This window comes from Roseibaca sp. Y0-43 (genome assembly GCF_020667835.1).
Lineage (GTDB): Bacteria > Pseudomonadota > Alphaproteobacteria > Rhodobacterales > Rhodobacteraceae > Roseinatronobacter.
Genome location: NZ_JAFMPR010000004.1, coordinates 206,399 through 219,313, shown reverse-complemented (window position 1 = coordinate 219,313; position 12,915 = coordinate 206,399). Strand labels below are relative to the sequence as shown.

The following is a 12,915-nucleotide window of genomic DNA, read 5'->3' as shown; positions in this document are numbered from 1 at the left end:
TAGCGCAGTTCGCCGCAAAGGCCCAATCTGAAAGCGGCCGCCCTGCAATTGACTTGCCAATGGGCGGCGCGCTAAGTCGCGCACACCAAATGCAAGAGGTCAGGCCGGTGCCGCAAAAGACAATCGAAGATGCAATCGCGGCAGGCCGCGAGGTTCTGCGCACCGAGGCGCAGGCGCTTTTGCAGATGGGCGACGCACTGGGCCATGAATTCGCCGAGGCCGTCGAACGCCTGACCGGGCTTTCGGGCCGGCTGATCGTGGTGGGCATTGGCAAATCGGGCCATGTCGGGCGCAAGATGGCGGCGACCTTCGCCTCGACCGGAACGCCCGCGCATTTCGTCCATGCGTCAGAGGCCAGCCATGGCGATCTGGGCATGATTACGCAAGAAGACTGCTGCATCCTCTTGTCGAATTCCGGCGAGTCGCGCGAGTTGAGTGATGTCATCAGCTACACCCGCCGCTTCGGCATTCCGCTGATCGCGATCACGCGCGCGCCCGACAGCACGCTAGGGCGCGCGGCGGATACGGTCCTGCGCCTGCCCGATGTGCCAGAGGCCTGCGCGATCGGCATGGCCCCCACGACATCGACCACCGCCAGCATGGCGCTTGGCGACGCGCTGGCGGTCGCGGTCATGAAGCGGCGCGGGTTCGATCCTGAAAGCTTCCATGTCTTCCACCCCGGCGGCAAGCTGGGCGCGCAATTCCTGCGCGTGGCCGACCTGATGTATACGGGCGATGTGCTGCCCTTGGTCGCCGAAGACACGCCTATGCCAGATGTGCTGATGCGCATGACCGGCACGGGCTATGGCGTGGCGATCATTGTCGAGGGGCAGCGGCTGACAGGTATCATCACCGACGGCGATTTGCGCCGCAACATGGACGGGCTGATGACCCGCCGCGCCCGCGACGTGGCCACCCGCAACCCCAAGACCATCGGCCCCGATGCGCTGGTGTCCGAAGCGGTGGCAGTCATGAACGGCAAGAAGGTGAACGCGCTTTGCGTGGTCGATGACGCGCAGCAGGTGCAGGGCATGATCCGCCTGCATGACTGCCTGCGCGCGGGCGTTGTCTGAGGATGCTGCTTGCCCCTCCGGCCACGCTGACGGTCGCGATCATGACCTATAACCGTCCGGCGCATCTGCGCAATTGCCTCGCGTCGGTGCGGCGGCATTTGCCCGGTGCGCCCGTGCTTGTAATGGATGATGCCAGCGACGACCCCGCGCAGCTTGCGCTGTTGGAAGAAGCCCGGACCATGGACGGCGTGCGCGTGATCGTGGCCTCTGGCGATAAAGGGTTTCATGGCGGGCTATACGGCAACATGCAACGCGCGCTTGCCGAATGCGACACGCGCTTTCTGCTGTATCTGCAAGAGGACACACAGCTTGTCCGCAGCCCCGACGCCACCGATATGGACCATGTCGAACAGGCTCTTGCGCCAACTGACGCGGCCTTCGTCTATCCGTTTTTCATCAAGGCGATCAAGAAAAAGGCCGGCTGGACCGCGACCCCCAGCGATGTGCCGGGGTCGCTTCAGATCCGCACGCGGGACAATGCGCTCAGACCGTGGAACTTCTACGCTGATATCTGCATTGCCGATGTGCAGGCCCTGCGCGCGGCGGGCTGGCGGTTTCAACCTAGCGAGGGCGCGAATGGTCAACAGGCGCAAAGCCTTTTCCGCCCCATGCAATGGCTGCACGCGCCTTGGGGCTTTTATTGCCCCGAAGTCCCGATCTTTCGCTGGCGCGCGCGCAGCCGATCCCTTGCGCAACGTATCTTGCCCGCGCGGGTGCGCGAGAATGCGTTCTTTCACGACATGGACGCGGACAGCGTCCTGCGCCTGCGCAACAGGCCTGCGAACACGCTGCCCTTCGCCGAGGATTACCTTACGACCACGCGCAAAGTGCGACGGCCCTTCGTCTATCAGGATGTGAAATCGACCCGGTTGTCCCATCTGGTCTGGACGCTGGAAACGAAGCTTTTCAAGCGCTAAAGCCCGCCCCGCGCGAGCGCCATTTTCGCGTTCTTGTCATAGCTTTGCGACAATGCCGCATCCGCCTTTTCGCGGCCCGCTTTCCAGCGCGTGGTGATCCCGTCGCAATGCAAAAACCAGAAATCGGGCGCGCCGCTGGCCCAACGGCGCGGCACGGATTCAAGGCTGTGGGTCATCAATGACCACTTGCCCAGCCAGCCATCGGGCCGCCACGCGTATTTCGTGGGACAAGGCTTTAGCCGGTCGGACCGCGTATAGACATGGTCCGAATGCGTCGGGCTGTCCTGCGCCGGGTCGCAAAAGCGCCAGTATCCGGGAAAGGTCACAACCCCCAGCCGCGAGTTGCGCACCGCATCGAAAATGCTGCGCCCGGATTGGCTGGCGACGATCTCGTCAATATCGCAGGACAGAACGGCACTGGCCCTGCCAAGCCACGCCTCGCGCACGAAATTCGCTGTCGCACTTTGCAAGTAGCGCGCATCCGACGCCCGCGTGCAGATCTGCGAACTTGGCCCGTAGCGATAGGGCACAGACTGCACCAGCACCGCTTTGAGCACACCCAACCCCACCAGCCGCGCGCGCAGATCGTCAGGCGTGTAGGCGGTCGAGCGGTTGTCAGAGATCAGCACCGCATCGGCCCCGTGGGCGCGGTGGTGATACATGACCCAATCGCAGACCCAATCCAGATCATTGTTCTGCGACATGGTGTAAAGCACGTTGCCCCCCGCGAAGGGGGCAAGGTCGGCCCGCTGAACGGGGCACGAAGCCTGCCAGCCCTCGCTCTCGAAGCCAAGCTGCACGACCGGCTGCGGCGCGTCAAACTCCAGCGTAGCGTAGCGCTTGAAGCGGCGCAGCTTCGGCTTGCTCAAGGCCGTACCATCAGCCAGCCACCGCGCACCGCGCAAGATCGGCCACAGGTTCAGCGGGCGCGGCGCGAAGACGCGCAGACGCTTGGCCTGCGCGCTCCAGACAGCGCCATAGATCAGCGTGTCGGTGTCATAGCGGTCCCGCAGCACGGGGTCATCGGTGCGCCAGCGCGACAGTGGCGGAAGGTCGCGCGCCGGAAACAGCCCCGGCGGCGCGACGATGCCGTCCATCTGAGCAAGCGCGGACCACGTCACCCGGCCTTGGCCTCATACTCGGCGGCTTCGGCCAGCCATTCGGCGGCGTAATCCACGTCCTGCCATTCCTTGAACCACGGACCGCCGCGGGTGTGGTGCACGGCTTGCGGATAACCCTCTGCCGGTTTGTCATACCAGCCTTCCAGCCAGTTCCAGCCGGTGGGCAGCGCGCCGATTTCATCATCTTGCGCCCATTGCAGACGGTGCAGATAAGCGCCGGTCTGGCTGTTGACCACTTCGGGCGTCAGTTGCTTCGTGCTGGGATGGGCGCAATTCATCAGCATGAAGGACGACCAGTTCTTGCGCGGATACGCCGATTGCGGCACCCCGTCCATCTTGGTGGTTTCCTTGGGCTTATAGTCGTGCTGCACGACGCAAACCGCCTTGGACGGGTCCATGTATTGCTGAAGCTCGGCCACATCGCCGAAGAAGAGGAAGTCGCAATCGACGAAGATCGCCCAGCCCTCGTATCCGGCCAGATACGGCACAAGGAAACGCGAATAGGTAAACTCGGTCGAGGCCAGCGGGTCAATCTCGCGCGTATAGAGCCCCTGATCGACCAGCTCTTGCAGCTTGATCGGGATCACCTCGACCGGAATGGTGGCGTGCTTTTCCAGCGACTGCTTGGCCACCTGATAGGCGATATCCTCGCGAGAATCCCAACCGATATAGACGCGAAGTTTGTCCATGTCCCAGACCTTTCCGTTCTGTTGTCCAGTTTCCGGCCCGTGCATACCGTGCCTTGCAGGCGGTTAAAACGAGTATTTCATTTGTCCTTATCCCGCGGCAGCATCGTGCCGATCATAAGCGCGGCCTGTTCCAGCGGGGCCATGACCTGCGCCTGCACGCGGGCCGCGCCCTCCAGATAGGGCGCGCGGAAGGAAGGGTCTTGGGCGGCGACCACGGCCTGCGCCATGCCCCCCGCATCGGCCACGGCCAAAGCCGCGCCCTCGGCCGCCAGCAACTCGTAGGCAGCACGGAAATTCCCGAAATGCGGGCCATGGACGACCATCACGCCAAGCCCCACGGCCTCGAACGGGTTCTTGCCGGTCATCACGCGCCCATCCAGCGGCAGCGACTGGCCGGGATAGGCCACCGGCACCAGCCGCAGCCAGACCCCCATCTCGCCCATGCTGTCAGCGATATAGACCTGCGTTTGCGGCGTAATGGGCTGGCCCTTGGACCGCCGCGCAATGCGCGCGGGGTCGAAGACGGCACGCGCATCGGCCTCTGTTCGGTCGGCGTCTTTCATCTGGCGGGGCGCGATAATCATCAGCAGGTCAGGGCATGTCTCTAGCGCCATGCGGTGCACCTGCATCACCTGCGCCTCTTCCTCTGTCCGGGTAGAGGCGGCCAGCCAGCGCGGGCGCGTGCCGATCTGCGCCGCGATTTCATTGCGGGCGTCCGGGTGGTCCGGCGGCGGGTTCGACGCGGCTTTCAACAGGCCCGTGACCTTGATCTTGTCCATCGGCGCATTGATTTCGGCGAACAACTCCGCCGAGCGCGCATCCTGCACATGGATGGTGTCGAACAGGTCCATCAGCCAGCCATTCGCGCTTGCCACGCGCTTGCGGTTGCGCAGGCGGCGGGGGGTGACATGGGCGTTGACGATGGCCATGGGAATGCCGCGCTTTTTCGTTTCCGCCAGCAGGCGCGGCCAGAGGTCCATTTCCGACAGCACAAACGCATCGGGGCGCCAGTGGTCAAGAAAGCGCGTGACCGCCACCGGGTAATCGGCGGGCGCGTAATGGTGTATGACGCGGGGCGGCAATTGACGCTTGGCCATCGCATCGGCCGCCGCGCGGGTGATCGAGGTCAGCAGGAAATGTGTCTGCGGGCGAGTTTGCGAGAGGCGCTCCAAAAGCGTCAGAAGCACCGTCACCTCGCCCACGCTGACCCCGTGGAGCCACAGGAGTTCCCCCTCTGGCCGCGCCTGCGCAGGCTGGCCCCAACGCTCGGACAAACGCGCGGGGTCTTCCTTGCCCTTCTTCGCACGCCAGTTCAGCGCCGCGTGCCAGATCGGCGCGGACAGGCGCGAAAACGCCATATAGGCCCGGATCAACGCCGGAGGCTGTCGCATGGTCTGGCCCCTTGGAATGGTTCAGCGGCTTGTCGCCGATTGCGGGGGCGGGTGCAAGGTGGGGTTAGTCGAGAGCTTGTTCCAACGCTTCGCGGATCAGGCGCTGGTAAGGGATACCGCGTTCCTTCGCGCGCGCTTTCAATGCCGCGATCAGAGGTTCGGGCAAGCGCATGGTCAAGCGCGCAGATTTAGGCAACGCTTCGAACCGCATGGGTTTGAACTGCGCGAAATCGAGCGTCGAGAGGTCTTGCTCAAGAAACTCCTCGGCGGCCCTGTCAGTGGTCAGGACGGGAACGGATGTCGGGGAAGGCTTGGGCATAGCGGGCCACCTCTCGGGCGTGCATGTAACGGGCACTGATGGGCCGGATTCTGCCGTCCCGCCAGCAAAAGGCAATGAAGGCCGGTCGACCTTCGCGTGTCAGGCCGACCGCGATAAAGCGCTGTTCGGCCAGAGTGGAGTGCTCCGGGTCGGGCGCGACATGCAAGCCCGAACGAAACATCGCTTCGATCTGGGCGCGGGTCAGCCCATGCTTCTCGCATTTCGCACTGTTACCGCTGTCCCAATCGAAGTCGATCATAATGTATGTACAAATGTGCAGCCAAGCAAGATATGCTTGCTTGTAAATAGCTCGCCTTGGTCAACATAAAGAAAACGCGGGGAAGCCTTGCGTCCCCGCGTTTGGTTTTCATTCAGTTTTTAACAACTTATCGGGTAAACTTCTTATACTTCACCCGCTTCGGCTCCAGCGCGTCCGGACCAAGCCGCCGTTTCTTGTCTTCCTCATAGGCCGCGAAGTTGCCTTCGAACCATTCGACATGCGCCTCGCCTTCAAAGGCCAGAATATGCGTGCACAGCCGGTCAAGGAAGAAGCGGTCGTGCGAGATGATAACGGCGCAGCCCGCGAAATCTTCCAGCGCCGCTTCCAGCGCTTGCAGGGTTTCCACGTCCAGATCGTTGGTCGGCTCGTCGAGCAGAAGCACGTTCCCGCCCGCGCGCAAGAGTTTCGCCATATGCACGCGGTTGCGCTCGCCGCCCGACAGCAGGCCCACCTTCTTCTGCTGGTCGCCGCCCTTGAAGTTGAAGGCAGAACAATAGGCGCGGCTGTTCACCTCGGCGTCGCCCAGTTGGATAATGTCCAACCCGTCCGAGATTTCTTCCCACACTGTCTTGTTGGCGTCCAAAGCATCGCGCGACTGGTCGACGTAAGACAGTTGCACCGTGTCCCCGAATTCGACCGTCCCCGCATCGGGCTGTTCCTGCCCGGTCAGCATACGGAACAAGGTCGATTTCCCGGCCCCGTTCGGCCCGATCACGCCCACGATGCCACCGGGCGGCAGCGCGAAGGACAGGTTTTCGATCAGAAGCTTGTCTTCGAACCCTTTGCGCAGGTCGGTCACTTCGATGACCTTGCCGCCCAAACGCGGGCCGTTGGGGATGATGATCTGCGCGCGGCTGATCTTTTCGCGCTCGGACTGGCTGGCCTTTTCTTCATAGGCCGCGATGCGGGCCTTGGATTTGGCCTGCCGCGCCTTGGCCCCGGCGCGGATCCATTCCAATTCACGCTCCAGCGATTTCTGGCGCGACTTGTCCTCGCGCGCTTCCTGCGCGAGGCGTTTGGCTTTCTGCTCCAGCCACGAAGAATAATTCCCCTCGTAAGGAATACCGCGGCCGCGGTCGAGTTCCAGAATCCAGCCAGTGATGTCGTCAAGGAAATAGCGGTCATGCGTGACGATCAGGATCGTGCCCTTGTAGTCGATCAGGTGCTGTTGCAGCCACGCGACCGTTTCGGCGTCCAGATGGTTAGTCGGTTCGTCCAGAAGCAACATGTCGGGCGCTTCCAGCAGCAGCTTGCATAGCGCCACGCGGCGGCGTTCACCGCCCGACAGGGTTTCGACATTGGCATGATCCGGCGGGCAGCGCAGCGCCTCTAGTGCCACGTCGATCTGGCTGTCCAGATCCCAAAGGTTCTCGGCGTCGATCTCGTCTTGGAGCTTGGCCATTTCCTCGGCGGTTTCGTCCGAGTAGTTCATGGCCAGTTCGTTATAACGGTCAAGCTTCGCCTGCTTTTCCGCCACGCCCAGCATGACATTGCCGCGCACGTCCAGCGACGGGTCCAGATGCGGCTCTTGCGGCAGGTAGCCGACCTTGGCACCCTTGGCGGCCCATGCCTCGCCGGTGAAATCCTTGTCGGCCCCGGACATGATGCGCAACAGCGTCGATTTGCCCGCGCCGTTCACGCCCACCACGCCGATCTTCACACCCGGCAAGAAGGACAGGCGGATATTCTCGAAGCATTTCTTGCCACCCGGATAGGTCTTGGACACGCCATCCATGTGGTAGACATATTGATACGACGCCATGAAGCTTGCTCCTGATCTGTTTGGCCAGACACCTACAGCCCGCGCGGCGCTGTCGCAAGCCATTCACACAAGGGTGATGTTACGATTTGGGCGCGTGCTGCGTAGGGTGAAGCAGTCACGATGGAGGATGCCATGATCTCTCGCCGCGCCCTACTGGTCGCCACGCTGCTGGCCCTGCCTGCGACGCCGCTTCTGGCGCAAGCCGCGCCCGCGCTCGACGGCTATGACCCGGTGGCCTATTTCACGGAAGGTGCGCCGCGCCGCGGTGATGCGTCCTATAGCCTTGATTGGAACGGGCAGCGCTGGCATTTCGCATCGGCGGCCAACCGCGATGCCTTTGCCGCCGACCCCGCTGCCTACGCCCCGCAATATGGGGGCAATTGTGCATGGGCCGTGGCCGAGGGCTACCTGGCCCCAGTCGACCCCGAGGCTTGGGTCATCGTCGATGGCAAGCTTTACCTGAACGCAAATCGCCGCATTCAACGCCGCTGGGAGCGAGACATTCCGGGCTTCATCGCGCGGGCCGATGCGAACTGGCCAGGGTTGCGCAACAACTAGGCACGGCGGCGCGACGCAGCGTCACCAAGGGGCACGAGGCGTGAGCACCCTTGCCATTGCCCTGTTTTTGGGCAGAAATGGCCCAAAGGTTACGCCAGCAAGGTCACATGCCCGACACGCCCGTTATCGAGATCCGCGAGCTTCACAAGGCCTATGGGCCGCTTGAAGTGCTGAAAGGCGTCAGCCTTGCGGCGCATAAAGGCGACGTGATTTCGCTGATCGGGTCGTCGGGGTCGGGCAAATCCACGCTTTTGCGCTGCTGCAACCTACTGGAAGACAGCCAGCAAGGCGAGATCTTGTTCGAGGGCGAACCCGTGCGCTGGCGCGGCACGGGTGCATCGCGCCAACCCGCCGACCGCGCGCAGGTCACGCGCATTCGCACCAACCTGTCGATGGTGTTTCAAAGCTTCAACCTTTGGTCGCATCTGAGCGTGTTGCAAAACGTGATGGAAGCGCCGGTGCATGTCTTGAAACAGGACACCGCAACGGTGGAACCCCGCGCCCGCGCGCTGCTGGACAAGGTGGGCATCGGCGACAAGGCCGATGTCTACCCCGCGCAGATGTCGGGCGGGCAGCAACAGCGCGCCGCCATCGCGCGCGCCTTGTGTATGGAGCCACGCGCGCTGTTGTTCGACGAACCGACCTCTGCGCTGGACCCCGAGCTTGAGCAGGAAGTGGTGCGCGTCATCAAGGCGCTGGCGCAGGAAGGGCGCACCATGTTGATCGTGACCCATGACATGCGCATGGCCGCCGATGTGTCCAGCCATGTGGTTTTCCTGCACGATGGCCGCATAGAGGAAGAGGGTCCACCCGACACCCTGTTCGGCAATCCGCAATCCGAGCGGCTGAAGCAATTCCTCAGCCATAGCCAACCCAACTAACCAAAAACCAACCGGGAGAATGACAATGAAAAAACTGATCCTTGGCCTGTCGCTGGCGGCCTTTGGCGCAAGCGCCGCACTGGCGCAAGACGTGGTGCGCATGGGGTCGGAAGGGGCTTACCCTCCGTATAACTTCATCAACGATGCCACGGGCGAGCTGGACGGGTTCGAGCGCGAACTGGGCGACGAAATCTGTGCCCGCGCCGGTCTGACCTGCGAATGGGTCATTAACGATTGGGACACGATCATCCCCAATCTGGTGTCCGGCAACTATGACACCATTATGGCCGGCATGAGCATTACCGACGCCCGCAAGGAAGTCATCTCGTTCAGCCAGAACTACCTGCAACCCGAACCCTCGGCCTTCATCGCGTTGGCAGGCACCGATGCGAGCGTGACCATGTCGGGCGTCGTGGCGGCGCAGTCGGGCACCATTCAGGCGGGCTATATCGCCGAGTCGGACGCAGACCTGCTGGAATTCCCGACGCCGGATGAAACCATCGCTGCCCTGCGCAATGGCGAAGTGGATGCGGTTCTGGCCGACAAGGCCTTTCTTGACCCCTATGTCACCGACTCGGCGGGTGAGCTTGTTTTCCTTGGCGATGACGTGCTGCTGGGCGACGGGATCGGTGTCGGCACCCGCCAAAGCGACGACGAACTGCGCGCGACCTTCGACGGCGTGATTACCGAGATGAAGGCCGACGGCTCGTTGAATGCCATGATTACCAAGTGGTTCGGCGAAGACCAGCCGCTGTTCGAGTAAGGCAAACGGGCGGGGCCAGCGCTTGGCCCTGCCCCCTCGCCCGCGCGCATGTTCAGCTTTTGCTCTGACCCCTCTGTCCTTGAAGGTTTCGACTGGTTCGCCTGTTACCTGACATCGGCGACCCATCTGAACTTTTACGGGGCGTTCCTGTTGGTGCTGGTCCTGCTGGCCGTCACCGCACCGGCAGCGCTTGGCATGGGGATGCTTGGGGCATTGGCGCTGCGCGCGCGCTTTCTGCCGCTGGTCGCGGTCGGCAAGGTCTATGTGAACATCGTGCGCGGCGTGCCCGATATCGTGTTCTTCCTGTTCGTGCCCATCGCGCTTGGCCAAGGCATTGAATGGATGCTGCACCAGGTCCGCTGCCCCGACTGGACAGAGCCGATCCGCCAAGGCACCGATTTCCTTGTCTGCCCAGAGGCGAAAGTGCCGCCCAACGGCTCGCCCCAATGGCTGTATACGGCTTATGCTTTCGGCATGGCGGTGCTGGCCTTCGCGCTGGTCTTCGGCGCTTTCGTGGCCAACACGTTGCACGGGGCCATGCAGGCCGTGCCCCGCGCGCAGGTGGAAACCGCCGAAGCCTATGGTATGACACGCGCGCAAGCCTTTCGCCGCGTTGTGCTACCGCAAATGTGGGTTTACGCACTGCCGGGCCTGTCGAATATCTGGCAAATCCTGATAAAGGCCACGCCGCTTCTGTTCCTTCTGGGGCTGCAAGACATCGTTTATTGGGCGCGGGAACTGGGCGGGCAGAAAACCTCGCTGTTTTCCTACCCCCACCCTGACTGGCGCATGTGGTATTTTCTGGCGCTGCTGATCTTCTACCTGTTCCTGACATGGATCAGCGAACGTGTTTTCGCGTGGCTGGGTCGTCGCCTGTCGCATGGCCAAGCCACCGCCGCGGGTGAGCGGATGCGAAAGGCCGCCGCATGAGAACCTGCTGGGAAAGCTTCGAGGCATACGCCTTCCGCGCCTTGGGCCGCGATTTCGGCGAACGGCTGTTGCCGCGCGGTCTGGACATCACCTTTTGCGATCAGGTCTTCCTGATCGGGTCGGGCCTGATGTGGAACATCTATTTCGCGGGCCTTGCCATCGCCATCGGCTTTGGCCTGTCGGTGGCCGTGGCCATGGCGCGGTTCAGCCAGAACCCGTGGCTGTCGCGCCCTGCGAGCGGGTTCATCTTCGTCTTCCGTGGCTCGCCCCTGTTCATCCAGTTCTTCTTTTTCTACGCGGCCTTCGTGCTGTTGCCGCGCAGCGGCATCGACATTCCCTTGGGCTTTGTCACGCTGACGGTCGACACCTCGGCGCTGACCACGGCGCAGGTGGGCGGGTTGTTCGTGCTGGTGCTGAACACCACCGCCTATTCGGCAGAGCTGTTCCACGGCGCGTTGCAATCCATCCCCAAGGGCGATCTGGAAGCGGCCGACGCCTACGGGATGCGCGGCTGGACCAAGTTTCGGCGCGTGATCTTTCCGAACATGCTGCGGCTGGCATGGCCTAGCTACACGAATGAGGCGATTTTCCTGACGCATTCCACAACGCTGGTGTTCCTGTCGGCCTTCCCCGCGCGCCAGCAGGTGGGCGAGGCGTTCTATTACGCGCGCTATTTCGTGGACCAGACCTTCAACCCCTTCGTCGCCTATCCGCTGGTGGCCGCCTATTTCGTGGCCCTGACGCTGGTGATCGTCGCGGTCTACGGGCTGGTCGGGCGGCGCTTGAACCGGCATTTGCCGCAAACCCGGCGCGCGCGGTTCCGCTTTCGCCCGCAATATATTCGGTAGACCATGGCCGCCACGCATCCCGATCCCGAATTGCTGCGCCAGATCCGCATCGTCATTCCTGACCTGAACGGGGTGGCACGCGCCAAGCGCATGTCGCCGCAAGCCTTGCCCAAGCTGATGGCGGGGCAAGCCAAGATGCCACTCTCGGCGCTGAACCTTGATATTCGCGGCAATGACATCGAAGACAGCCCGCTTCTGTTCGACACCGGCGATGCCGATGGTTTCCTGCGCCCCACCGCGCGCGGGCTGCTGCCCATGCCGTGGATCGGGCCGGAAGCGGCGATGCTGCCGATGGCCATGCACCGCGAGGATGGCACGCCCTTCGGCGGCGATGCCCGTCATGCGCTGGAAGCTGTCGTCAACCGGCTGGCGGCGCGTGGCCTGACCGCCGTCACCGCGACAGAGCTGGAATTCTACCTGATCGACGACAGCGAAGGCCCGTTCCAGCCACCCGTCAGCCCCAGCACCGGGCGGCGCGGCTGGGGGGCGGCAACCCTGTCGATGCAGGTCATGGATGCGTTCAACGCCTTTTTCGATGCGCTCTATGAGGGCTGCGAGGCCTTGGGCATTGACGCCGACACCGCCACATCCGAAGCCGGGCCGGGACAGTTCGAGATCAACCTGAACCACGGCACCGACGCGTTGCGGATGGCTGACGACACTTGGTTGTTCAAGCTGCTGGTCCGGCGTCTGGCGCGGGCGCATGGGTTCGCGGCCAGCTTCATGGCCAAGCCCTACCCCGATGCGTCGGGCAGCGGGCTGCATGTCCATGCCTCGCTCTTGGACCGCGACGGGCGCAACATCTTCGACGATGGCACCCCGCAGGGGTCCGACGCCTTGCGCCACGCAATTGGCGGGGTGCTGGCCACGATGGCCGATGCCACGCTGATCTTCGCGCCCCATGCGGGCAGCTATGACCGGCTGGTGCCGGGGGCACATGCGCCCACCGGGATTGGCTGGGCCTATGAAAACCGCACCGCCTCTATCCGGGTGCCCAACGGGCCAAACGCCGCGCGGCGGTTCGAGCATCGGGTGCCCGGCGGCGATGCGAACCCCTATCTGGTACTGGCCGCCATCCTTGGCGGGATGGAGCTGGGACTGACCGACCAGATCGCCCCGCCCGCGCCCCTAGTCGGCAATGCCTATGCGCAAGACCTGCCGCAGATTCCGGAGTCATGGGAAATGGCGGTCGACCGCTTTTCGACCTCGACCCTCATGCCAAGGATCTTTCCCGACCGGCTGATCGACAATTTCACCCGCACCAAGCGCCAAGAGATCGCAGAGCTTGCCGCGCTCAGCCCGCAAGACCTGGCGACCCTTTACCTGGACAGCCTGTAGCCCACGCGTGCGGCGGCCTTGCGCGTGCCCTTGGGGCGCTGTAGC

The 12,915-nt window shown here is 63.2% G+C and carries 14 protein-coding genes; 8 read left to right on the top strand and 6 right to left on the bottom strand.

Translation table 11 applies throughout. The annotated features are described in order from the left end of the window. Positions 1-89 precede the first annotated feature (89 nt). Together J1C52_RS06875 and J1C52_RS06870 are read left to right on the top strand one after the other, a co-directional pair. Positions 90-1,073, top strand: coding sequence for a KpsF/GutQ family sugar-phosphate isomerase (locus J1C52_RS06875; RefSeq protein WP_370633235.1), 984 nt, complete (start codon positions 90-92; stop codon positions 1,071-1,073). A gap of 2 nt (positions 1,074-1,075) precedes the next feature. Next, a complete protein-coding gene (locus tag J1C52_RS06870; protein WP_227427192.1) occupies positions 1,076-1,990 on the top strand; it encodes a glycosyltransferase family 2 protein in 915 nt (304 codons plus the stop codon). Here J1C52_RS06870 and J1C52_RS06865 read toward each other — a convergent pair. From J1C52_RS06865 to ettA, 6 genes are all read right to left on the bottom strand, one after another. After that, positions 1,987-3,087 (bottom strand): hypothetical protein, encoded by a 1,101-nt coding sequence (locus J1C52_RS06865; protein WP_227427191.1) that lies wholly within the window; start codon positions 3,085-3,087, stop codon positions 1,987-1,989. The genes J1C52_RS06870 and J1C52_RS06865 overlap by 4 nt on opposite strands. Before the next feature lie 20 nt (positions 3,088-3,107). Then, positions 3,108-3,800 carry a hypothetical protein gene (locus tag J1C52_RS06860; protein WP_227427190.1) on the bottom strand — a complete coding sequence of 231 codons (693 nt, stop codon included), beginning with the start codon at positions 3,798-3,800 and terminating at the stop codon, positions 3,108-3,110. A gap of 77 nt (positions 3,801-3,877) precedes the next feature. Further along, complete coding sequence (locus J1C52_RS06855) at positions 3,878-5,191, bottom strand: 3-deoxy-D-manno-octulosonic acid transferase (RefSeq protein WP_227427189.1); 1,314 nt, start codon at positions 5,189-5,191, stop codon at positions 3,878-3,880. 64 nt (positions 5,192-5,255) lie between these two features. Further along, complete coding sequence (locus J1C52_RS06850; protein WP_227427188.1) at positions 5,256-5,510, bottom strand: CopG family antitoxin; 255 nt, start codon at positions 5,508-5,510, stop codon at positions 5,256-5,258. Then, the gene (locus tag J1C52_RS06845) at positions 5,467-5,769 is read right to left on the bottom strand and encodes a BrnT family toxin (RefSeq protein WP_227427187.1); all 303 of its coding nucleotides are present in this window, start codon (positions 5,767-5,769) and stop codon (positions 5,467-5,469) included. The genes J1C52_RS06850 and J1C52_RS06845 overlap by 44 nt, the downstream gene beginning before the upstream one ends. Positions 5,770-5,896: 127 nt before the next feature. Beyond that, positions 5,897-7,552: an energy-dependent translational throttle protein EttA gene (ettA, locus tag J1C52_RS06840; protein ID WP_227427186.1), complete on the bottom strand. Its 1,656-nt coding sequence runs from the start codon at positions 7,550-7,552 to the stop codon at positions 5,897-5,899. A 132-nt stretch (positions 7,553-7,684) separates the two neighbouring features. On the opposite strand from ettA, the gene J1C52_RS06835 reads away from it, so the two are divergent. From J1C52_RS06835 to J1C52_RS06810, 6 genes are all read left to right on the top strand, one after another. Further along, positions 7,685-8,110 (top strand): YHS domain-containing (seleno)protein, encoded by a 426-nt coding sequence (locus tag J1C52_RS06835; RefSeq protein ID WP_227427185.1) that lies wholly within the window; start codon positions 7,685-7,687, stop codon positions 8,108-8,110. Positions 8,111-8,217: 107 nt separating this feature from the next. After that, positions 8,218-8,991, top strand: a complete 774-nt coding sequence (locus J1C52_RS06830; protein WP_227427184.1) for an ABC transporter ATP-binding protein — start codon at positions 8,218-8,220, stop codon at positions 8,989-8,991. 25 nt (positions 8,992-9,016) lie between these two features. Then, complete coding sequence (locus J1C52_RS06825) at positions 9,017-9,754, top strand: transporter substrate-binding domain-containing protein (protein ID WP_227427183.1); 738 nt, start codon at positions 9,017-9,019, stop codon at positions 9,752-9,754. A gap of 48 nt (positions 9,755-9,802) precedes the next feature. After that, positions 9,803-10,684, top strand: a complete 882-nt coding sequence (locus J1C52_RS06820) for an ABC transporter permease (RefSeq protein WP_227427182.1) — start codon at positions 9,803-9,805, stop codon at positions 10,682-10,684. Further along, positions 10,681-11,532 carry an ABC transporter permease gene (locus J1C52_RS06815; protein ID WP_227427181.1) on the top strand — a complete coding sequence of 284 codons (852 nt, stop codon included), beginning with the start codon at positions 10,681-10,683 and terminating at the stop codon, positions 11,530-11,532. The genes J1C52_RS06820 and J1C52_RS06815 overlap by 4 nt, the downstream gene beginning before the upstream one ends. 3 nt (positions 11,533-11,535) lie before the next feature. Then, positions 11,536-12,870 carry a glutamine synthetase family protein gene (locus J1C52_RS06810; protein ID WP_227427180.1) on the top strand — a complete coding sequence of 445 codons (1,335 nt, stop codon included), beginning with the start codon at positions 11,536-11,538 and terminating at the stop codon, positions 12,868-12,870. The last annotated feature ends 45 nt before the right edge of the window (positions 12,871-12,915 follow it).